The sequence below is a fragment of the Nocardia sp. XZ_19_369 genome (genome assembly GCF_015355715.1).
Lineage (GTDB): Bacteria > Actinomycetota > Actinomycetes > Mycobacteriales > Mycobacteriaceae > Nocardia.
The window spans coordinates 116,773-138,941 of record NZ_JACVED010000011.1; the positions used below are offsets into that span (position 1 = coordinate 116,773).

The following is a 22,169-nucleotide window of genomic DNA, read 5'->3' on the forward strand; positions in this document are numbered from 1 at the left end:
TACACCATCCGTTAACCAACGCCTTGCGATGGCTCGTCGCGGGACCGGCGCCCCAGCACGAGACGACGGCTTCCTACGCGCTCAGTCGCGTCGAGCGAACGAGCGAGGGCCGCTGGAGCACTGCGTCCAGGCGCATCAGTTCGCCTTCTTCCACCATGCGCCGGACCATTCCGTCACAAGGGATTTCGGCTCGGAAACAGGCACCGGCACCGTCGAGACTGCCGTGCGCTACGGCCACCTGCAGCAGGTCACGGGAGTAGTGCGCGAAATGGCGTGCCATGGCGCCGCCGCTGCTCGCGGCCTCGGTGGCTCGCACCAGCCAGCTCTCGAAACTCGGGTAGGGGTAGTGCAAAATCATCGGCGCAGTGACTGTTCCGCTCGCGCCGGTGAATCCGGTGAAGCTGTGTGTATCGACCGGCTCGATATCCGAATCGAGCCGGACGGCACTGCGATTCGCGGGCGCGTCGAGGAATGCGGAGCGCCCGCTGACGCGGAACAAGGTGCACTCGCGGAACGGGTCGGCGACCGGGTGCGGCTTCGGAACTGCCTCGTGGGCGATAAAGGAAACTTGCCCCGCCCCCGGGATCTGCCAGCGGCGCCTGCCGTCGTCGTAGAACAGTTCCCGCGGGCCGAGGGGAAGCAGCCAGGCCATACCGGCGGAACGCGCGGTCGCGACGGCAGCGTGAATATTGGCCACCGCACGCTCGACCGGATCGGCTACGGGAACACTGTTGTCGCACAGCAGTATCGGGTGCTCAGTGTCGCGTGCGAGTTCGCGCACGGCCGGATCATCGGAGTAGACAATGATCAGGTCCGCATGCACCGCATGGTGGTCGAGCCAGTCCGTTAGCCCGGGTTGCGGCCCGTCGACGGAGACGCAGATCGCCGTCGGCTCGGCCCGTTGCCGGTACCCCGCGCCGATTCCCCGATACACCGTCGTTGTCAGGTCGATCTCGTGCTGTATCAGGTAGTCGTAGTACTCCGCCCACGTGTTCACCCCTGCTGCGCGGGCCGCCGCGTAATTCGGGCCGCCGACCGGTCGGGTATGCCGCACGGTCACCGCGTCGACAATGGCGATCGACGAGGTGTCCGGCACGAATCTGGGCCAATGGAAGTCCAGGCCCCACCCGGTCTGGGTGGCGTTGAAGGTCGGCAGGCAGCGGAGCAGGAAATCCCGGCGAAAACACGGCGCCATGATCTCGACGAAATTCGTATACCGGAGCTCGAACCTGCGATCGACCAGCGTGATCTCGTGGGAGTAGTAGCTGTCCTCGGTGAGTGCGGGCTGGGACAGCGCGAGCCGATAGCGGGCCGCGTATTCGAACAGCTCATTGATGGACGCGGTGTCGGTGGCCAGATCGTCGTCCGGGAGCCAGATGTAGTCGTAGTCCTCGATCGTTTCGGCCAGATCGACGGTGAGCACGTGATGCAGCGCAGGCCATTTGGGGCCTTTGCGGTCCACCCGACGCACGTCGCCCGTGCGATAGCGGCGCGGGTCGTCACCGAAATAGCTCACGACCAGATCCCAGGTGCGCGGCTCCGGTCCGGCGAGCCATTGTTCGTGCAACGAGGTGTCCCCCGCCCGTAGCACCACCAGGTTCCGTCGCCGTCCGCCTGCGCGGAATACACTCGGCCGCTGCCGAATCGGCCCGCTTGTCACGCGGCGTACCAGCCCTCTCCCCAAAGCGTGCCGAGACGTTCGAAATACGTCTCGTACTGCGGGGCAACGGCATCGGTGGAGAATTTGGACACCGCGTAGTCGCGAATCCCTCGGTAGTCGAGCTTGTCGACCGCATCCGCGGCCTCGCAGAATTCGCGCAGCGTCCGGCAGCGAAAGCCCTGCACGCCCTGTCGCACAGTCTCGGTGAACACGCCCCAGTCGGTGGTGATCACCGGAGTCCCGCACAGCATCGCCTCGGCATGCACGCCGCCGAACGGTTCCAGGTACAGCGAGGGCACGAAAACCCCACGGGCCCGGCTCATCAGCTCGCCCCGGCGCACATGGTCGACCACGCCGACATACTCGGCGACCTCCGCAGGCGGTGCCACACCCGCGCCCGCGACAACCAACTTCACGCCGAGCCGCTGACAGGTGTCGACGGCGATCTGAATACCCTTCGCCTCGACCAGCCGGCCCATGAAGAGGAAGTAGTCGTCCTTCTCGTCGGAGAACGGAAAGTCCTCCACCTCATAGTAATTGGGGATGACCGCATCATAGAACTGACCGCGGGCGCTCATCACGCCTGGCACCGTGGAACGCGAACCGTAGACGGAGTGCATCCACGCGTAACTTTCGAACACCCGGTAGTTCGCGAACACTCCGCTGTAGCCGATGCCGAACTCGACGGTCATCAGCTCGGGGAACGTGTCCGCGATCGCCTGCTGGCAGGTGCCGCCGAGCACGCAGATGAAATCGCGATCCTGTCTGCGCTTGGCGATCTCGGTGATGGCGCGCTCATTGGTGGTGGTCCAGTGCGGATCGTAGGCGTTCCAGGTGAGGTTGTTGGGTTCCTTGTACAGATCGTTGCCGCCGAACCATTCGGCCTGCTCCGACTTCGACGCGATGGTGACGAATTCCGTGCAGGCCGCGTCGTTCTCCTCACCGCCGTACAGAAACACCTCGTGGCCCAGACCCGTCATCATTCCGGCGAAGCGCCGGATCTTCTGGGTGTAGGCGCACGGCTGATAGTGCTTGGTGGTCTGTGTATTGGGGAAATTCACGACATGAAAACGCATGGCAGAGCTCACGTTTCGGCTCGAAGGATGGACTGGTCAGCGGTCGATGATGGGCCGGACCGACAGGGGATCTTCGCCGACCGCCTCCTCCAGGTGCTCGGTACTGTCCAGGTAGGCAGCGCGTTTGCGCTGCTGTTGCTGTTGCTGTTGCCCGCCGGGGGCGCCGCCGCCCATGCCGCCACCCATCGGGTAACCGCCGTAGGGCATCGCAGCCGAAGGGGCCACGCCGGCCCGCGCGGTCACCGCTTCAGTGGAGTTGCCTGGCGCCGCTGCGCGAGGGAACAGTTTGTCCTCCAAGGGGTTTGCAGGTTTGCCTGCCCCGGCCGCGCTACCACCCGCCGAGCCACCACCCACACCGGCCGGCTTGATGTCGAAGCCGAACGGGCCGGAGGCGCCGGTGGGTCCTGAGGCGCCCCAAGGGCCGGAGGCGAACGGCAGCGAGGGGCCGGACACCATTCCTGATGCCAACTGCTGCAATGCCTTCGTCAGTGCCGACAGTGGTCCGGTTGCGCCGACGACCGGACCGGTGGCCCCACCGGGAACCATGTCTTTCCCAGACGATGGTGGGCGGGAAGATGATTCGGTTCCGCCGCCGGAACCCGGCGGCTTGCTACCAGATCCAGGTGGTTTGCTGCCCGCACTGCCCGCACCGCCGCCGGTGCCTTTGCCTTCGCCACCACCTCCAGTGCCGCCGCCGCTCTTGCCGCCGCCGGTTCCGCCGCCCTTGCCGTCGCCGTTGCCGCCACCGGTTCCGCCGCCACCCTTACCCCCACCGCCGCCGGTACCACCACCAGGATTACCGGTCGGCTCCTTATAGTTGTAACTGCCCGGCAGATCACCGGTAGCACCCATCAGCTTGTTCGGATCAGCGAACACCGGAATCAACCCCGCAAGCTGCGTCACACCCCCGCGATAACCCTTCTGACTACTCTGCGCATCACCCTTGTCCCAGAACGTCCGCATCGCGGTCAACGCACCATTCACATCAGTAGAACCATTGATATCGGTAACCTGACCACCCGCGTCATACTTCTTGAAATCCTCATACTCATATGAACGGTTTTTGATGAAAACGTTGAAATCGGCCGTATTACCGACAACATTCGACATCGACTCCATACCCCGCTGCAACGTATCCGTCGCCTGCAGATACTTCTCCAGGAAAGCCACCGCACGTTCGGCGCCACGACCCTCCCAATACCCATTCTTGAAAACAAAATCGACCTCGTCGACGAACTTCTGCACCGACCGCCGCCACAACACCCCCAACGCCTTCCACTCACCCGCGAGCCAGAACGTATTACCACCATTCTTCTCGATCATCGCAGCGATATTGGCGAAATCGAGCAGAACGAAGAAGTCACCACTCTCGATCGCCCCCTCGATCCGCCCCTTCGCACCCGAATCGAAACTCACACCCGAACCAGCAGTCGTCGGCAACCCCGGACCCGACTGCCAAGTGTTAGGCGCAGTAGCATGAAACTTCGACAACTCCGGCCAATGATCCGTCCCCTTCTCCGGGGCACTAAAAGTATGCGCATTATCATCATCGGTACTGCTATACGACTTATGCGCCGCAACAAACGTATTCGCCATCACCGTGACAATCGCCTGATGATTCTTCAAAATATCGACCAGCTCGACAGTCCGCTTGTCCTCGAACCTGTCGAACAACATCTTCATACTGTCCAACGTCGTCACACGTTGCGCGGCACTACCGACCGACAAATCCTTCTTGTTATCGATCGTCCACACGAACTTCGCAAAATGCTCCCCCGACACCAAATCGATAAACCCCTTGATATCGGCCGCGAACCCCTCAGCCGCCGACACCAACTTCCCCAGCCCGCCGCCATCAACTTTCAACAACTTCAACTTGCCGTCCTGCGCGCCCTTCAACAACCCAGACCACTCGGTCTGATCGAAACCAGGCCCACCCGACGTCATCCCACTCCTACCCGCTCAGCCGCTGCTGCCGGACACCTAACCACGAGCAACCAACCACGTCAGTCCGCCCGCAACCCGAACCACCAATCGGACACCTACGGTTAACCCTTGGGCGCTCACCGCGCATACCGTCCTGGTTCCAGGGAAGGGAAACAGACATGACCCCCGCAGATCTGATCGCCACCCTCGGCGCACGCGCATTGCAGACCCGCTGGTTGGTGCGCGCGCCGATCCGGCTTTACCGCGCCGGACTCGGGTTTCTTCTCGGTACCCGCGTCCTCATGCTGGAGCATGTCGGGCGCAAGTCCGGGGAGAAGCGTTACGTCGTGCTCGAGGTTGTCGACCAGCCGGGATCCGGCGAGTACATCGTTGTCTCCGGGTTCGGCCCGAAAGCGCAGTGGTACCGCAACATTCGGGCGCAGCCACAGGTGCGTATCTCTACCGGCCGCCTGCGGGACGCACCGGCGATCGCTACGCCGATGAACGAGGATGACGCGGCCGATGCGCTGGAGCACTACATCCGCCACCATCCGGCCGCGTGGAAGAGGCTGCGGAGCAGCATCGAGCGGGCGACCGGGAAGCCGGTCGACACGTTGCCGATGGTGCGGCTGCGTCTCGCCGGCTGAGGCACTTCGGGTTTTGCCTCGGATCTTGCGGGTAGTAGCCGTGACGGAAGGAGGGATGCCGACGAGACAGCCAGTTTTTGGGAAAAGTCCAGGTGGCAGGGGTATCCAGACCTTGCCGGACGATCGTGGAAACGGGGTGAGCACGATGGCGGAAACCCACGTCGACGACGATTTGTGGGACGAGTTCCATCGCGTCGTGAATATGTCTTCCCGCGAGTTGCGGGATTGGCTGCGTACCGCGAGCGCGGGCCCGGACGCCGAGGCGTTGCCGGACCACTCGGGGCCGCAGCTCGGTCAGCGGGTGCTGGCCATTCTCGGTAAACGGCGCACCGATCTGGTGGCCGAGGATGCCGAGGCGATGCGCAGAGTGGTGCGCGAGGTGACCGATGCGCGCCGAGCCGACTTGGAACCGGTTGCCGGCCAGGCACATTGGCGGCACCGGCTGATGTCGCTCGGCCACGATCCACTGAAGGGACCGTGACCATGCAGCATACGAAACTTCGCGAGATCGTCGAACGGGACGGCCCGTTCGCCTCGCTGTCCATCGACGCCTCGCACAACCCCGAGGATGCCGCGCAGCAACGCGACTTACGTTGGCGCGCTATCGAATACTCGAGCGCGCGGCCCGGCAGGTTGCCCATGTGGTCGCGGTGGTCGACCGTCGCGGCTCCGATATCTACACCGTCGACTCCGACGGCGCGGTGGTCGGGGAAACCGTGCAGGGCGAGGGTCATCCGCTGCACAAGATCCGCCACGGCGGCGGCTGGGCGGCGTGGTCGATTCAGCATCGGGTCGACGAGAAGATCCGCCGCAATATCGACGAGGTGGCGCACGAGGTCGGCAGACTCGCCGAGCAGGTGCAGGCCCGCGTCATCGTGATCGGCGGCGAGGTGAGCTCCCGTGCGGCGCTCGCCGACGCGCTGCCCGCACACGGCGCCGAGGTGGTAGCCGTCGAGGCGGGCGCCAGGGCAGCCGGCGCGGATCAGGGCGAATTCGACGAGCAGGTGCACAAGGTCGTCACCGAGGCGGCCGAGCGCGAACAGCGCCGTGTGCTGGAGCAATACGCCACCGAACGCGGCAGGCCCGACGGGTTGGCGGTAGCCGGGTTGGCCGAAACGACAGCCGCGTTGGGCGAGGCGAATGTGGACCGGCTGCTGATCAGCGGGATCGCGCTGGGTGATCGCCTGGTGCAAACCGAACCCGCGCCGATCCTTCCGGTCGACGAGGTGCGCGTCGCGGCGGGCGACACCCTGACCGCGAGCATCTGCCGTGCCGACGAAGCGCTACCGGTGGCCGCCTTGACCTGCGGGGCCACGATCACGCCGATCGACGAAGCGAGCGCACCACCGGAAGGTGTGGGCGCGCTGCTTCGGCACCGGCGGAACCACCCGCCGACGATGACGAGATCACGGGTGATCGCCCGGTACGCGAACGAAACTCCTAGATCAACCAACTCCGCCCGGAATCCCACACGGGTCGTGCGTATTTCCGGCATCGGTAGCCTGGTTCGAGGGCAGGAAACCGTTCCGCGCCGAACGGACAGTGTGGGGGCAGTAATGAGCAATGAATCGGTCGGACGGCCGAAGGGGTTGGGTAAGCGGGCGTGGGTGACCACGAAGCTGGTGCGTCGCATACTGCGCGCGCTGGCCTGGTCGAGGTTCGTGCGGGTCACCGTGCTCGGCCGCGAAGCCGTGCCGACAACCGGTCCGGTGATCGTGGCGAGCAATCACATCTCGATGCTGGACGCGGTGTTCCTCTGGGGCGCGCTGCGGCGGCGAGCCGTCGCCATCGCCATGGCGGAACTGTGGTCCTGGCCGGTCGTCGGGTGGCTGGTGCGGCTCATGCTCGTCGCCGCCGACGAGCATGAACCGTATAAACCCGGTGTCGCGAAACTGGCTCTGGCGACCGGGGTGCCGATCATTCCGGTCGGCACCACCGGCACCGATCGGGTGCTGCCGTTGCGCCGCGCCCGCGGCACCGGGCCTGCCTTCGATCGCCGCCAGCAGGTGACCATTCACTTCGGTGCACCCATCGACCCCGCCGACTTCGACGATCCCGACAAGCTGCTCGATCAGCTACGGCAGCGGATCGAGGACCTGCGCGCGGTGGAGTGACCCTGACGCTATTCGGTCGGAACTCCGATCGGCGTAGGGAGGAATCCGGATTTCATGAAGGCGCCGATATAGGTGTCGAGCACGCTCGCGTCGATCGGCAGGCAGGTGATCGCGCTTCCCGCGAGTGCGCGTTTCGTGTTGCCGCAGTCCACCACGAGGTTTGCCGTGCCACCCGCGTAGTTGCCGCCGAGCAGTGCGGCGCGCACCAGCGAGTCGTCGCCTGTCAGGTAGCGAGCATTGGCTTGCTCGGCGAGGCGCAGTTGTACGGCTTCGAGAGACGTTGTCTCGATGGGTATTCCGTGCCGGCGCAGACACTCGAAGATGTCTCGGATCGGCAGTGGTAGCTCGCTCACCAGGTGGTAGGCGGTGTCGGGCGCGGTGCCGAGGGAGATCTCCACGATGGCACGCGCCACATAGTTCACCGGGGCGAGCGAGATCGTCGCCGCTCCCACGTAGGGGGCCATGCCGAGGATCGCTGCCGCTCGGATCATGTTCCAGAACGAGTCGTCGGCGCTGTTCACCCCGACCTGCAAGTCACCGGAGACCAGGCCGGGCCGATAGATCCTGATCGGCACACCACGCTCCCCCGCCTGCAGGATCAGTTGCTCGGCCGCCCATTTGCTCGCAATGTAACCCTGTGCGGGCAGCTCGGCGGCGGTGATTCGAGTGTCCTCGTCGACCGGGGCGTCGGCGTGGACCGTGGACATCACCGTGTTGATCGTGGAGACAAAATGCACGGGCTTGATCCGTTGAGTTGTCGCCAGCCGCAACACCTCTCGGGTTCCGTCGACATTGGCGGCCCGCAGCCGTGCGTACGGCTCGAGGTGATTGACCTGAGCGCCATTGTGATAGATGACGTCGATCCGTTCGGCGAGCCATGCGTGACAGGTGTCGGACAGCCCCAGCGACGGGGCCGCGAGATCGCCCGGCACCGGGACGATTCGGGACTCCGGGACGTCGCCGCACAGCCGATACCGCTGCAACGCCTGGTAGATCCGGTCGCGTCCCGCAGCGACGGTGTCGGCCCGGACCAGGCACCACACGACGGCGTCGGTGCGGTCGAGTAGTTCCCGTAGCAGGTACGCCCCCACGAAACCGGTCGCTCCGGTCAGCAGCACGTCACGTGCGCGCCCATGGTGGATCGGCGCGATGCCGACGCCCGAAATCTCCGGTCCGAGCACGGCATCGGCGGCAATCAGCACCGGACTGTGCACCGGTGCATCCTCACCGGCTATGCGTGCCGCCAAGCTGCGCACAGTGGAAGCACTGAACAGCGACGGCACCGGCAGCTCGACACCGAGCCGGGCTGTCAGCGCGTGTTGCAGGGTAAGGGTGAGCAGCGAGGTGCCGCCGCGGGCGAAGAAGTCGTCGTCCGCGCCGACCTGGTCGACACCCAGCACCTCCGCGAACACCTCCGCGACAATCTCTTCGATCGGCGTCGACGGCCTCCGGAACGCTACAGCGTCGAACCGTGGCTCGGGCAACGCCTTTCGGTCCAACTTGCCCGCGGGCGTCAGCGGAAGACCGTCGAGTTCCATGATCACCGCGGGGACCATATGCCGTGGCAAGCTGCGTTCGGCATATTCGGTGAGCCCATCCGCATCGAACTCCGCGCCCGTCACACGCACATACGCCACCAGAACCGTTTCACCGGTAGGAGTTTCGTGGCCGACCGTCACTGCGAAGTCGACACTTTCGTGACCGCCGAGCACCGCGTCGATTTCACCGAGTTCGATGCGGAAGCCACGGATCTTCACCTGGAAGTCCGAACGCCCGACGTACTTCAACTCCCGAGGAGCGAGGGAGGCATCGGCCTGCTGCTCCGGTAGGCACCAGTGCACCAGGTCCCCCGTGCGGAACATGCGCGCACCCGGCTCGCCCCACGGATTCGCGACGAACCGTTCCGCCGTGAGCCCGGCCCGCGCGCGATAGCCACGGGCCAATGTCCCACCAGCCAAATACAATTCACCGGTGACACCGGGCGGCACCGGATGCAACCGCTGATCCAGCACCAACGCGGACACACCCTGCACCGGCCCGCCGATGGTGATGTCTCGACCCGCGGTCTGTGCGCCGAAGGTCGCGGCGATAGTGCCCTCGGTCGGCCCGTAGGCGTTGATATACCTCCGGCCCGGCTGCCACTTCGCCACCAGTTCCGGCGCGGTGACATCACCGCCGACCAACAGTGTTCCGGTCGCCACGCCGGTGGGATCGACCGTGCTCAATACGGCCGGGGTGACGCTGCAATGCGTCACCCGTTCGTCGCGTAGTACCGCAGCGAACTCGGGTCCGCCGATCACCGTAGGCGGCAGGATGACCAGGGTCGCGCCGACCGACAACGTGCACAGCCACTCCAATGCCGCCGGGTCGAAGCTCGGCGAAATCGAGTGCAGCAGATGATGTTGCGGCTCGAGTTCCAGGACCCCGACCGTGTGCTCGATCAGCCCGGCCAGCCCGGCATGGGTGACCAGCACGCCCTTCGGCACACCCGTCGAACCGGAGGTGTAGATCAGGTACGCCGGATTGTGCGGCCGCAGTGGAGCTGTCCGATCGGCGTCGGTGATCGGTCGCGCGGACCGCCGTGCGCACCCGGCCTCGATGGCCGGATGGTCGAGCATCAGCCACGTCAGCTCTTCAGGCAGGCGATCGACATACTCGGTGGCGGTCAGCCCGATCACCGCCGACGCATCGGTCACCATGTGCCGCACCCGATCCGCCGGATACGTCGGATCGATCGGGAGGTACGCGGCACCAGTCCTGGCGACCGCCAGCACCGCGGCCAGCATCTCGTAAGAGCGCGGGAAGGCGAGCGCGACAACACGTTCCGGGCCGACGCCGAGATTGATCAGGAATCGCGCCAGCCGGGCCGAAGAATCATCCAGTTCGCCGTAGGTGATCGATCGGCCCCGGTCCCGCACCGCGATTCGGTCGCGGCCCCACCGCACACCACGCAGCAGCAGGTCCGGCATCAGGGCACCTGTCATCGCCCGGGCGGGCTGGACCCTGGTGAGCGCGGCGTACTCGTCGTCGGCGAGCAGCGGAAGATCGCCCACCGGCATGTGCGACCGCGCGACGATCGCCGCCAGCAACCGCGTGAACCGGCCCGCCATCACCCGGATGGTGGCCTCGTCGAACAGCTCTCGCGCGAAGGAGAATTGCGCGGCCATGCCGCGGGCGGTCTCCCGGACGGCCAGCGACAGATCGAACTTCTCGATGCGGGGATCGAAATCGACTGCGGCAACGTCTAATCCAGACAGCTCGAAGGAGGCTTCCGGCAGATTCTGGAACGCGAACCCGACCTGAAACAACGGATTCCGGGCGGTGGATCTGGCCGGGTTCAACGTCTCCACCAGCCGCTCGAACGGGATATCCGCGTGCTCGAACGCCCGCAGATCGTCGTCGCGGACCTGCTCGAGCAACGCGGTGAAATCGTCCTGCGTACGGATCCGGGTGCGCAGCACCAGCGTGTTGACGAACATACCGACCACCGCATCGAGTTCGGCCTCGCCCCGGCCCGCGACCACCGTGCCGACCGCGATGTCGCCGGTGCCCGACCAGCGGGCCAGGAATAGCGCGAACGCGGTGTGCAGCACCATGAACACCGTCGCGCTCTGCGCACGGGCGAGCTCGGCCACTCCGCGCTGCACCTCGGGGTCGATCGAGAACAGCACCTGCCCGCCGGCGAACGATCGCGTGGCCGGGCGCGGCCGGTCGAAGGGCAGGGCAAGCTCATCGGGCAGGCCGGCCAGCGTGGTGCGCCAGTACTCGGCCTGTTGCGAGATCAGGCTGCCCGGATCCGACTCGGCACCGAGCGTGGCCCGCTGCCAGAGACTGAAGTCTGCGTACTGCACCGGCAGTGGCGCCCAATCCGGCTCCGCACCAGCGCATCTGGCCGCGTACGCCACCATGACGTCACGGGTCAACGGCGCCATCGACCATCCGTCGCTGCAAATGTGGTGCGCGACGAGCACCAGGACATGCTCGGAGCTGTCGATCCGCAACAGGCTGGCGCGCAACGGAATCTCGGTCGCGACATCGAACCCGGCGGAAGCCACCTCGATGATCCGCGCCAGCACAGCGGCGGCCTCGACCGGTTCCGGTGTGAGATCGAGAACGGCCTGCTCGGCGGGCAGGATCGACTGATAGGCCACACCATCGTGCTGCGGATATACCGTGCGCAGTATCTCGTGCCGCGCTATCACATCGTCGATGGCACGGCGCAGCGCCGGGACCGCCAGGTCGCCGGTCAGCCGCACCGCGACGGGGATGTTGTAGACCGCCGAACTCCGATCGAACTGGTTCAGGAACCACATGCGCTGCTGTGCCATCGACAGCGGAATCCGTTCCGGCCGGGGCCCTGCCACCAGTGCCCGGCGGCCGCCCGCCTTCAGATGCCGCCTCAGCTCGGCAGCCAGCGCGGCCACCGTCGGTGCGGTGAACAGCAGCCGCGCGGGCACTCGTGCGTCCAGTGCCGCGCCGAGCCTGGCCGCGACCTGCGTGGCCAGCAGCGAGTTGCCGCCGAGGGCGAAGAAGTTGTCGTCCAAGCCGGTTCGGTCGACGCCGAGCACCGTCGCGAACACGTCGGCGACCGTTTGCTCGAGCGGATGTTCCGGCGCACGGAATACCGCGGTCTCGACCACCGGTGCGGGTAGCGCTGCCCGATCCAACTTGCCATGTGCGGTCAGCGGTAATGCATCGAGGGCGACGAACGCCGACGGAACCAGGTAATCGGGTAGCACCGTAGCCAGCTCGCTGCGCAGCGTCGCCACCTCGGGTCGTCCGACTACATACGCGACGATGCGCTGGTCGCCCGGAGAATCGGTCCGGACGACAACGGCGACTTGGTGAACCGACTCCAGCGCCAGCAGGGCGGCCTCGATCTCACCGAGCTCGATGCGGAACCCGCGCACCTTCACTTGATCATCGGCCCGCCCCAGATACACCAGGTCGCCGTCGGCATTCCACCTGGCGAGGTCGCCGGAGCGGTACAGCCGGGAGCCGCCGGGGGTGAAGGGATTCGCGACGAACCGTCCCGCCGTCATACCCGCGTGGCCGAGATAGCCTCGCGCCAATTGCGTACCCGCGAGGTAGATCTCACCCGTCACCCCGGTCGGGACAGGGTGCAAGCGGTCGTCCAACACCCAGACCCGCAAACCCGGTATGGCAGAACCGATTACGCTGCGGTCGCTCGCCGACACCTGATGGTAGGTCGCGTGGACAGTCGTTTCGGTGATGCCGTACATGTTCACCAGCTGCGTCGCGGCGTGCCGGGCGCGCCAGTCGTCGAGTCGGTGGAACTCGAGGGCCTCTCCCCCGAACACGATGTACCGCAACGCCAGTGGGGCGGCCTCAGGGTTAGCCGACGCGCTGCGGTCCGCGTCGGCCAACTGGTAGAACGCCGAAGGCGTCTGATTGAGCACGGTCACCCGCTCGGTGCGCAGCAACTCGCTGAATTCCGCTGGCGACCGGGAGGTTTCGTAGTCCACGACGAGCAACGTGCCGCCGTGCAGCAGTGCGCCCCACAGCTCCCACACCGAGAAGTCGAACGCGTACGAATGGAACATCGTCCACACGTCACGATGGTCGAAACCGAACTGCGATCGGGTGTTCGCGAACAGCGCCACGACATTGCGGTGCGGGATCTGCACGCCCTTGGGACGGCCCGTCGAACCGGATGTGTAGATCACGTACGCAAGGTTCTCCGGGCGCAGCGCGGCCGTCCGGTCCGCATCACCGATCGGCGCGGCCTCCATGCCGAAGTCGCTGCCGCCCAGCTCGATCGAGGGCGCCGCGGTGGGCAGGGTGATCCCCGGCCCCGTCACCACACACATCGGCTCGGCGTCGGCCAGCAGGTAGGCGATGCGATCGGCCGGGTACGCCGGGTCGACGGGCAGGTAGGCACCGCCGGCCTTGACCGTCGCGAGCAACGCGACCACCAGGTCCAGCGATCGGGGCATGGCCACCGCCACCAGCTTCTCCGGACCGACACCCAGCGCAATCAGCTTGCGCGCCAGCCTGTTTGCGCGCGCATCCAGTTCCCGGTACGTCAATGTCTCGGTGCTGAATTTCACCGCGATCGCGTCCGGGCGTGCCGCCACCACGTCATCGAACAACTGCGGGAGCGTCTTCTCCGGCCGCGGCGCGAAGGCACGGGGGAACACCGTGGCGAAGAACTCGGTGAGCAACTCCGGACATCGTTGCGGCCGGGCGCCGATCGCGACCACCGCTGCCTGCGTGATGGGCACGGCATCGAAGACACCCGTCGAGCCTGCGGTCACACACGCGATGTCGTCGTCTTGGATAGGGCGCACCCGATCCTGGTGTGTCACCGGCTCACCGGGCAGCTGGGCGAGTTCGCTGCGCGTGCCGGGGTCATCGACTATCAGCCACTCGACCGAGCCGTGCTGATCCGTACTCGAGCCGCGGTCGAGCCATGGTGTGCCTGCGGTCAAGCCGAGCACCGGCCTGGTATCGGAGAGCAGGTACTCGGCCCGCTGCGTCGAGGCGCGCGCGTCGATCACGACGAAGCCCGCGCCGGTCTTCGCCACCGCCCACATCGCCGATACCGCGCCGAGCGGCGAGGCGACCGCGACCGCCACCAGGTCCCCGGGGCCGATGTCGCGACTGATCAATAACCGCGCCAACCGCGACGAGACATCGTCGAGTTCGCGATAGCGCAGCGCCGACCCCCGAAAAGCTATGGCAATACCATCGGGGTCGGACTCCACCGCCACCGCCAACAGCCGCGGCAGGGTCGCTGCCTTGGGCCGCCGCGTATGCACTGGGCGCGTGCGTACTGGTTCCCGCACTGGCCCGGACGCGTTATCCCTCACACCTATCTCTCCTACCCATTGCCCTACTCGGCAGATTGCCACTGTTCGCCACCAGCTATTGGTCATCTGACCAGTTAGTGGCGTATAGATGTTTCGGGGCCGGGGACGTTGCCGTCGCTCCCGGCCGTCGGATTCCTATCATGATCCCGACCGGTAAACGTTACATCGAGCGTCACCATTGAAAATAGCCGCTTAATAGCTATTTCCAGAAAATCGTACCGCAAATGGTTGACATTTCGCACCCGAAGACGCCTGAACGCCACTCGGCTTCAGCGCGTCACCAGACTTCGGTCGAACAGACGATTCATCGTCGCTACCGGCCCGAGCCTATGCATAGGCCACACACCACGACTCCGTCAAGACCCGACGCGGCGCGGGCCGACGCGCACCACCCTGTTCAGTTATAGTTAACATTGCGAAGCCGATTGGACAATAGCCTCATTACTGAGGTATTGCCTGATATTTGCTATCAACTACTATACAGGCGAAGCAGGTGATCTACCGCATATATATCATTTGAGTATTATTAGAAAACTATGATGATTTAATTACGTTTGCTCGGAGCAATGGGCGCCACATTCTGCTAAAAGCACCTTCGTGACTCTCCAGCCGAACCGGAACACCGGCAGCCCCACGCGAAGAATGTCACCTCGGCCGACTTGGCTTGCGCCCGTTGGGATTCAACAGCCACCCGGCCGCACCGCAGGCCTGAGCACCGTGCGCGGGCGGTTGCACGCCCGCTTACAGTAGGAGGGCGCAGCCCGACTATGTCCGAGCGAGCGGCACCGATGTGTAACAGTTTTGCCGCTACGGAAGACGCACTGGGTGGGGATTGGGGCAGCCGCGCGCCGGTCGAAGCTACAAGCCATAGGGAGTACTAGATAGATGCACGTTCGATGAAGCTTTCCGCACTAAGCCGCACCGCTGCGCTGCGGACCACCGTCGTCGCCCTCGCCGCCATGCTGTCCGCGAGCCTGCTCGGCGCCACCGCCTCGGCCGAACCGCAGAAGCCCTCGGCCGTCACCTCCATCACCAAGGAGGGTCGCACCTGGCACCTGAAGGTGTACTCGGCGTCGATGAACACCGAGATCCCGGTCGACGTGCAGCGTCCGGCCGACGAGGGCAAGTCGGCACCGAACCTCTACATGCTCAACGGCCTCGACGGCGGCATCGGCACCGCCAGCTGGCAGGCGCAGACCGACGCAATGCAGTGGCTGGCCGACAAGCAGGTCAACGTCATCTCGCCGATCGGCGGTCGCGGTAGCTACTACACCGACTGGCAGAAGCCCGACCCGGCGCTCGGCGTGAACAAGTGGAAGACCTTCTTCACCGAGGAACTGCCCCCGCTGCTGGACCAGACGCTGCAATCCACCGGCCGCAACGCACTCGCCGGGCTCTCGACCTCCGGCACCTCGGTGCTGCAGTTGGCCGAGGCCAAGCCCGGCCTGTGGAAGTCCGTCGCCGCCTACAGCGGCTGCGCGCAGATCGCCGATCCGGCCGGTCAGCAGTTCGTGAAACTGGCCACCGAGACCTGGGCGGGCGGCAACACCGAGAACATGTACGGTCCGTCCAACGACCCGCAGTGGGCGGCGAACGACCCGGTGATCAACGCGGAGAAGCTGCGCGGCACCCTGCTCTACGTCTCCAGCGGCAGCGGTATCCCGATGCTGGACGACGTCAAGTACTACCTCGGTAGCGCGCCTGGCCCGACGGGCGTGGCAAACCTCGGTCTCGGGGTGATCATCGAGGCGGCGGTCAACGGCTGCACCGCCAATCTGAAGAACAAGCTCGATTCGCTGAATATCCCGGCGACCTACCAGTTCAACCCGGTCGGCACGCACTACTGGCCGTACTGGGAAGAGGCGCTGCACAAGTCCTGGCCGCTGCTGGCGCAGGGTATGGGCCTGACCGCCTGATCGCTCAACTGTTTCCGATGGCCTGCCACCGCCGTACCAGGCGGTGGCAGGCCATTGTCAGTTCCGGTGGCTCCACTTCGGTGAGCTCGGTGTCGAAGGTGGCGAGAATCCCCGCGACACCGGCCCAGGACCAGGCGCCGAGGGTGAGCCGGCAGTGCTGCGGATCGAGGTGTTCGACGACGGATCCGCCGGGCGCCCAGCGGGCCACCGTCTCGGCCGCCAGCCGCAGGCGTGCGGTGCCGACGCATTGCCATTCGGCGGGGGTGTCGCCGCGGTCGTGACTGGTCATGACGAAGTGGGCGACGTCGCCGCCGGGGATATCTCGCGGGGTGAACGGCGTACCCGTCGGTGTCTGGAGGTGCAGACGGTCCACCCGGTGCACGCGCCAGGTGCTGTCCGCGAGGTCGTAAGCGACCAGGTACCAGCGGCCGGCCCAGACCACCAGGTGGTGGGGCTCGATGCGGCGCGGCGGGATGAAGTCGGCCTCGCGCGGATCGGGGCGCGTGCCGTCGGCACGCAGCGGTTCGACGACGAGCAGGTGCTGGTGGCGCACCGCTCTGCCGACTGTTTTCAGCGCATCCGGGGCGATGGGCGGACCCGGGAACTCCCAATAGTTTTGCAGCCTGGTCAGCCGTAGCGATTCCATGGCGGCGCGCAGTCTCGCGGGCATCACCTGCTCGAGGGTCTCCAGTGCGCGGGCGGCGTCCTGGCCGAGGCCGAAGACGGTACTCGGGGCGGTTTGCAACGCCACTGCGACGGCGATCGCCTGCTCATCATCGAACAACAGCGGCGGCAGGGTGTGACCGGCGCCGAGTTCGTAACCACCGGTAGGGCCGTGCACGGTGCGGATCGGGTAGTCGAGCGAACGCAGTGTCTCGATGTCGCGCCGCGCGGTGCGTTCGCTCACGCCGAGCCGGTCAGCGAGTTCGGGCAGCGACCAGCGGCGGCGGGTGGCGAGCAGCGACAGCAGGCGCAGCGCTCGGCGGGAGGTATCGGGCACCGCCACATGATGACCGATGTAGTGGCCATTCGATGTCCACTACCGGTGGCAGTCTCGCGTCCGAAGGTTGTTCGACATCGACCAGAGGAGCCGAAACAAGATGCGCATCATCGTCGTCGGGGGTGGAATCGGAGGACTGGCGCTGGCCGCCGGTCTGCGTCGGAAAGGGTTCGACGTGGCGGTTTTCGACCGCGACACCGACGTGGCCGCGACCGGCGGTTACCACATCACGCTCGATGGGCGGGCGCAGTCGGCGTTGCGCGAACTCGTCGCGCCGGAGATCTTCGAACGGTTGCTGGCCTCCGCGTCGGCGCTGCGGTTGCGGGAGCCGGACGCGCTGTGGGATCGGCGCGGGCGCTTGCTCGGGCACGGGCGGGATCTCAGCGGTGACGTCAGTGTGGACGTCGACCGGATCACGTTGCGGACCCTGCTGGCCGAGGCGGTCGGTGCCGATCTGCAGCTGGGTCGGACCGTCACCGCGGTCGGTCGGGCCGAGGACGGTGCACCGCAGGTGATGTTCGCCGATGGGTCACCTGTTCGAGGTGATCTGCTGGTGGGAGCGGATGGTGCGCACTCGCTGGTGGCTCGCTATCTGGCCGGTGGACCTACCAACGCGCCCGCTGGGATCATCGGTTTTTCCGGGCGGACTTCCGTCGGTGATCTCAGCTCGGTCCAGCGAGAGCGGCTCGGGCCGCGGTCCGGGCTGGCCATCGGTCCGCGGGGTGCGGCGCTGTACATCGGCTATCTCGATCCGGCCGGTAATGCGGTGCTCGACGCGCCTGAGCTACGGGCGGCGGTCACGGTGGGGCCAACCTATATCTGGGGAGCCATGTTTCCGGAGTCTGCCGCTACCGACGCGATGCGTGACGCTCCCGGAGGGGTGCTGCAGAAGGAGCTGCTGACCTGGTTCCGCGGAGTCGGCTGGAGCGAACGTTCGCTCGAGGTCATTGCCCGGGCCGATCCGGACAGTGTGGCCGCGTTTCGGTTCAACGCGGCCTCGACTCGGGCACGAGACCTCGCGCCCTGGCCGGCCGGGGTCATCACCGCGCTCGGCGACGCCGTGCATGCGACGCCGCCGACCGCGGGGATGGGGGCTGGTGCCGCCATCCGTGATGCCGCGAGTTTGGTTGCGAATCTGGGTGAGGTCGCGGCGGGTACTACCGCGCTCACGGTGGCGGTCAGTCGGTTCGAAGCGGATATGCGATTGCGCGGTAGCGAGGTACTGACAATGGCAATGAAGACGGTTCGATGGATACTGGCCACCGATACCCGGCTCGGCGGCGGTGCCGTTGTTGCGGCCGGCCCGATTTTGGCTGCTGCCACTAGGATTAGGCGGCGTTGATCGGCGGGCTCCACCGCCTCGCCAGTTCGTCGAGCCGGTCGCGGATTCGCCGAATCCGTTTGCTCGGTGCGGTTTTCGGGCAGCACAGCGAAACCGACAGTAGGCTCAGCGGTGCCCGCGTGGGATGCGGCGCGGGCGACTGCTGCAGGACACCGCCGAGTTCCGGCCCATATCCCAGATCGACCACGATCTGATCGGTCCGATATTCGATGCGGTCGGCGATCGGTATCAGCACCAGCGCCACTACCTCGGGCATCAGTCGCAGCAGCACGGCGGGCGCGAGGCCCACGATCACCGTGGTCGCCGCGACCGTCGGGCAGGCGACGAGCACCCTGCTGAACACGGTCCAGCCGACGGAGAAAACCCGGGAGCTCCGCGCGGGCAACCGTCGCGCGATCGCCTCGCCGACGGCTGCCAGCCCGAGACCCGACATCAACGCGCGCTCGATCCAGATGACGGGCAGATTGTAGTGGCGAAACACCAACTGCCAGAACGTCAGTCGCCCCTGCACCCGTTGCGCGAGCTGATGGGCGAGCACAGCTTCCAACTCACGCGGTTCGAGCAGGCGCAGTGATTCAGCAGGCACCGCGATCGTCCGGCCCGGCACCACGAATCGCCGGTCCTTCTCCCGCACCCACAGTGTGTAGGACGCGGCGGCCACACCGGCCTTATAGGCAACGTTCTCGAAAGCAGGAACCAGCTTGCGCGGCTCGTCGGACGTCGGCCGTCGTAGCCCGACCAGTCGCGCCACCCACCGGCGGTCCGAGCCACGGGCACACACCGCGGACCACACAGCACAGCCCAGCAACCAGGCCGCCGCCAGCGCACCCGGCAGCTCGACTCCCGCCGCACGGCCGAGGCCGTACAGCAACACCGTCACCAATGCCGCCGTCGGCACCGCCGACAACAGCAGCACCGTCCACGCCCGCACCCGATCCGCCACAGACCGCCGGGCCACAGCAGTTCCGCCTGGGTAATTCGCCGCAGCGATCACTTCGGAGGTCATGCCCGACGGTACAGCGGATGCCGCCCGCCCCGCTGAACCGGCAGTGACTGTTCGATGGCCATCCACTTGCGATTCGCACACATCCCGCCGCACCCTTCCCCCGCGTTCACGCTGTCGCGACGGCTGCCCACCATGCCACAAGCCGGTCGGCCAACCCATCCACCCCGTAATGCTCCCGATGGTGATACGGATTCAACCCGAAGTGCCCCTCGAGCTCAGTCCACAGAAACTCACTGACCTCAGCCCGCCCCGCCCCCGCCCCCAACCTCGTCAACAACGGAACAATCAAACATTCATACTCGTCGTCCACCAGATCAGCCACACCAACCGGATCCCATTGATTCAGTAGGTATTTCAGATTGTCCTCGATCTCCGCCGCCCACACCCCCGCATCGTCACACGGCCCAGCGCTGTCCCGGGGAGCGTCAGACATCGGGATCATCCCCATCACTGAAGTCGTACTCGTCGACGTCGAGTTCGGTTCGAGTCGCCGACAGGAACTCGAGAATCGGCAACGGCACGTGCCACCCGAACGGCCGAGACCATTGCCTCACCTGATCAGCCGACGAGCCGCCGGGCGCACCGCTGACACCGTCTGGATCATCGAAGTAGCGAACGACCTGGAGCACCGAGCTGACCTCATCGAGCGCCGCCAGCTCGATCAACCGGTCGCGCACCGGACTCAACCGCTCCACCAAGCGCTGAATCTGATCAGCCACACCATCGGCATTGCATTCGGCGTCGCGTTCGACGATCTTCCACGAATGGCAGCGAGGAAGGCGCCGCTCCACCGACTTGCTCCCCTGCACCAAGACCGCATCCGCATCCATCCCCAGCCACGCACTGATCTCCACCGCCGACATGACCTCGCTCTTGAGAGCGAAATAGCAGTACTGCCGAACCTTCACCAGGCAGATTCCACCACAGGCAGCCCAGCCATGCCCCTCGGCGCAGCGCCGGTAAGCGAAACGTCTTTACCTGACACCGGTTTCGCGCAAATGGTCGATCCGAGCCCATATCTGATCTTCGGGCGGGAAGTGGTGATCGAGGCCGCGGATCTGACGAAGTCGGTCGATGACAGACCTGAGTCTCGCTGCCATACCAGGGTTTTCAGCCCAGTAGTTGTCCGGGCTACGCAAGGTCGCCACCAGCAGGTCCCCCGGGTAGCAATGTCGGCGACGGTGCTGCTAGCCACTCGCCTTCCACCCAACCGCTCGAAGCAGGTCCGCGAGCCGGGCTCGCTATTCATACGTCCTGTCCACGTCCGATCGGAAGCAACACGAATCCTTCTCCGTCATATGCTCCGGTAATCACCAGCGCGAGGCGGGCGGAACCGGATTCGAGCCAGGCCCCGGCCATCGCGTTGCCGCGCAGCACGAAGGCGTTGTACATGAACGTCGGATCATGCTCGAGCAGAGTGCTTTCCACTGCTGATGCGGATTCACCAATCATGCAGACCGCGAATACGTCGTTCCCCTCGGCGATCGTCTCGGATGCGCCGAAGGGGCCTTCCGGGTCATCGGGCCTGCGCATCGGCAGCTCCACGATGAGTTGCGCACCAGGGAACCGATCGACCAGCCATTCAGCCAAGTCACCAACCACTGCCCGCCCCAACCCGCCATGCTTGAAGTCCAGCAGGCTACCTGCTGGCGCTCCCTGCGGCACCATCGCCAACGCCTGTGTTCCCGCGAGATGCGCAACCGCGGCACGGGACAACGACAGTCCATATCGGAGATTTTCCGCTGCGTACTCATAACCTGGCTTCCCGATTACGAGCAGCTCTGCAGTCATCTCTCGGCTCGGTCGCGCAGCCGCGGCCTGCCGAGGGCCACTGGATCGAAAAAGTTTCGCACGTGCGGATTCTAGGTGGGCTGGTCCTTCGCGCCGTGCGCGCGGCGGGCGGGGCACAGCGCCTATCGTCACTGCGATGAGCGCACACTTCGAGGAACTGGGCTGGCAGCAGACTGCGATGGGGGAGATCAGTTTGCGGCGGCGGTTCGATCCGACGGCGCGCATGGATGTGTTCGAGGTCAAGCTCGGGGATGAGTATTTGATGTCGAGTTTGTTCACGGTGGCGGAGCGTGAACTTGCTCGGTTGGGGCTTGCGCGGACTGTGGGGGTGGAGCTGGATGTGCTTGTTGGTGGGTTGGGGTTGGGTTATACCGCGCAGGAAGCGTTGGAGGACAAGCGGGTTCGGGCGCTTACAGTGATCGAGTACTCGGCTGCGGTTGTCGATTGGCACAACCGCGATTTGTTGCCTGACACTGCTGGATTGGCGGCGGACGATCGGATCACCTTGGTACGTGCCGACTTTTTCGCGGCGGCGGCGAGTACGGCGGGGTTCGACCCTGAACGTCCTGGGCGGACCTACGATGCGATCCTGCTGGACATCGACCACTCGCCACGTCATGTGCTGCACCATCCGCACGCGCCCTTCTACACGCAGGACGGGCTGCGGGCGCTGTCCGCGCATATCGCCCCGGGCGGCACGTTTGCCCTGTGGTCCGACGATGCTCCGGATGACGAATTCCTGGCTGTCCTCGACTCCGTGTTCGTCGACGTGGAGTCCGAGGTGGTCGCCTTCGACAACCCGCTCACGCGCGGCCGGTCGACCAACACGATCTATCTCGCCACTCGACCCTGACGGGC

The 22,169-nt window shown here is 65.7% G+C and carries 15 protein-coding genes; 6 read left to right on the forward strand and 9 right to left on the reverse strand.

Annotation, left to right across the window (positions count from 1 at the left end; all coding sequences use genetic code 11):
• Positions 1–73: 73 nt before the first annotated feature.
• The 3 genes from IBX18_RS35130 to IBX18_RS35140 form a co-directional block, all read right to left on the reverse strand.
• Positions 74–1,594: a DUF707 domain-containing protein gene (locus IBX18_RS35130; protein WP_194837771.1), complete on the reverse strand. Its 1,521-nt coding sequence runs from the start codon at positions 1,592–1,594 to the stop codon at positions 74–76.
• Positions 1,595–1,656: 62 nt separating this feature from the next.
• A complete protein-coding gene (locus IBX18_RS35135; protein WP_194837772.1) occupies positions 1,657–2,736 on the reverse strand; it encodes a glycosyltransferase in 1,080 nt (359 codons plus the stop codon).
• A gap of 36 nt (positions 2,737–2,772) precedes the next feature.
• Positions 2,773–4,683 (reverse strand): hypothetical protein, encoded by a 1,911-nt coding sequence (locus IBX18_RS35140; RefSeq protein WP_194837773.1) that lies wholly within the window; start codon positions 4,681–4,683, stop codon positions 2,773–2,775.
• Positions 4,684–4,841: 158 nt separating this feature from the next.
• On the opposite strand from IBX18_RS35140, the gene IBX18_RS35145 reads away from it, so the two are divergent.
• The 3 genes from IBX18_RS35145 to IBX18_RS35155 all read left to right on the forward strand — a co-directional run bounded on the left by IBX18_RS35145 (position 4,842) and on the right by IBX18_RS35155 (position 7,423).
• Positions 4,842–5,309 carry a nitroreductase family deazaflavin-dependent oxidoreductase gene (locus IBX18_RS35145; protein ID WP_194837774.1) on the forward strand — a complete coding sequence of 156 codons (468 nt, stop codon included), beginning with the start codon at positions 4,842–4,844 and terminating at the stop codon, positions 5,307–5,309.
• Positions 5,310–5,454: 145 nt separating this feature from the next.
• On the forward strand, positions 5,455–5,790 hold the full coding sequence (locus tag IBX18_RS35150; protein WP_107654620.1) for a DUF3140 domain-containing protein: 336 nt from the start codon (positions 5,455–5,457) through the stop codon (positions 5,788–5,790).
• 112 nt (positions 5,791–5,902) lie between these two features.
• Entirely contained in the window at positions 5,903–7,423 is a 1,521-nt protein-coding gene (locus IBX18_RS35155) for a 1-acyl-sn-glycerol-3-phosphate acyltransferase (protein ID WP_194837775.1), read from the forward strand.
• A gap of 8 nt (positions 7,424–7,431) precedes the next feature.
• Here IBX18_RS35155 and IBX18_RS35160 read toward each other — a convergent pair whose 3' ends face one another.
• On the reverse strand, positions 7,432–14,205 hold the full coding sequence (locus IBX18_RS35160) for a non-ribosomal peptide synthetase (RefSeq protein ID WP_194837776.1): 6,774 nt from the start codon (positions 14,203–14,205) through the stop codon (positions 7,432–7,434).
• Between the two features lie 947 nt (positions 14,206–15,152).
• Between IBX18_RS35160 and IBX18_RS35165 the strand changes: the two genes are divergently transcribed.
• Positions 15,153–16,172 carry an alpha/beta hydrolase family protein gene (locus IBX18_RS35165; RefSeq protein ID WP_194837777.1) on the forward strand — a complete coding sequence of 340 codons (1,020 nt, stop codon included), beginning with the start codon at positions 15,153–15,155 and terminating at the stop codon, positions 16,170–16,172.
• A 4-nt stretch (positions 16,173–16,176) separates the two neighbouring features.
• Here the strand turns inward: IBX18_RS35165 and IBX18_RS35170 are convergent, their stop codons facing one another.
• On the reverse strand, positions 16,177–17,172 hold the full coding sequence (locus tag IBX18_RS35170) for a YafY family protein (RefSeq protein WP_194837778.1): 996 nt from the start codon (positions 17,170–17,172) through the stop codon (positions 16,177–16,179).
• A 100-nt stretch (positions 17,173–17,272) separates the two neighbouring features.
• On the opposite strand from IBX18_RS35170, the gene IBX18_RS35175 reads away from it, so the two are divergent.
• Positions 17,273–18,514 carry an FAD-dependent monooxygenase gene (locus tag IBX18_RS35175; protein WP_194837779.1) on the forward strand — a complete coding sequence of 414 codons (1,242 nt, stop codon included), beginning with the start codon at positions 17,273–17,275 and terminating at the stop codon, positions 18,512–18,514.
• Here the strand turns inward: IBX18_RS35175 and IBX18_RS35180 are convergent.
• From IBX18_RS35180 to IBX18_RS35195, 4 genes are all read right to left on the reverse strand, one after another.
• Positions 18,501–19,520, reverse strand: a complete 1,020-nt coding sequence (locus tag IBX18_RS35180) for a hypothetical protein (RefSeq protein WP_228542288.1) — start codon at positions 19,518–19,520, stop codon at positions 18,501–18,503. The genes IBX18_RS35175 and IBX18_RS35180 overlap by 14 nt on opposite strands.
• A 106-nt stretch (positions 19,521–19,626) precedes the next feature.
• Entirely contained in the window at positions 19,627–19,905 is a 279-nt protein-coding gene (locus IBX18_RS35185) for a hypothetical protein (RefSeq protein ID WP_194837944.1), read from the reverse strand.
• A 40-nt stretch (positions 19,906–19,945) separates the two neighbouring features.
• Positions 19,946–20,428, reverse strand: coding sequence for a DUF4279 domain-containing protein (locus tag IBX18_RS35190; protein ID WP_194837781.1), 483 nt, complete (start codon positions 20,426–20,428; stop codon positions 19,946–19,948).
• A 337-nt stretch (positions 20,429–20,765) separates the two neighbouring features.
• On the reverse strand, positions 20,766–21,311 hold the full coding sequence (locus tag IBX18_RS35195) for a hypothetical protein (protein ID WP_194837782.1): 546 nt from the start codon (positions 21,309–21,311) through the stop codon (positions 20,766–20,768).
• Positions 21,312–21,447: 136 nt separating this feature from the next.
• Between IBX18_RS35195 and IBX18_RS35200 the strand changes: the two genes are divergently transcribed.
• A complete protein-coding gene (locus IBX18_RS35200) occupies positions 21,448–22,164 on the forward strand; it encodes a spermidine synthase (RefSeq protein WP_194837783.1) in 717 nt (238 codons plus the stop codon).
• Positions 22,165–22,169 lie beyond the last annotated feature (5 nt).

Coding starts and splice junctions, on each gene's coding strand:
- IBX18_RS35175 (WP_194837779.1), top strand. CDS start 17,273: ATGCGCATCATCGTCGTCGGGGGTGGAATCGGAGGACTGGCGCTGGCC.
- IBX18_RS35145 (WP_194837774.1), top strand. CDS start 4,842: ATGACCCCCGCAGATCTGATCGCCACCCTCGGCGCACGCGCATTGCAG.
- IBX18_RS35150 (WP_107654620.1), top strand. CDS start 5,455: ATGGCGGAAACCCACGTCGACGACGATTTGTGGGACGAGTTCCATCGC.
- IBX18_RS35165 (WP_194837777.1), top strand. CDS start 15,153: ATGAAGCTTTCCGCACTAAGCCGCACCGCTGCGCTGCGGACCACCGTC.
- IBX18_RS35195 (WP_194837782.1), bottom strand. CDS start 21,311: ATGACTGCAGAGCTGCTCGTAATCGGGAAGCCAGGTTATGAGTACGCA.
- IBX18_RS35180 (WP_228542288.1), bottom strand. CDS start 19,520: ATGACCTCCGAAGTGATCGCTGCGGCGAATTACCCAGGCGGAACTGCT.
- IBX18_RS35135 (WP_194837772.1), bottom strand. CDS start 2,736: ATGCGTTTTCATGTCGTGAATTTCCCCAATACACAGACCACCAAGCAC.
- IBX18_RS35200 (WP_194837783.1), top strand. CDS start 21,448: ATGAGCGCACACTTCGAGGAACTGGGCTGGCAGCAGACTGCGATGGGG.
- IBX18_RS35140 (WP_194837773.1), bottom strand. CDS start 4,683: ATGACGTCGGGTGGGCCTGGTTTCGATCAGACCGAGTGGTCTGGGTTG.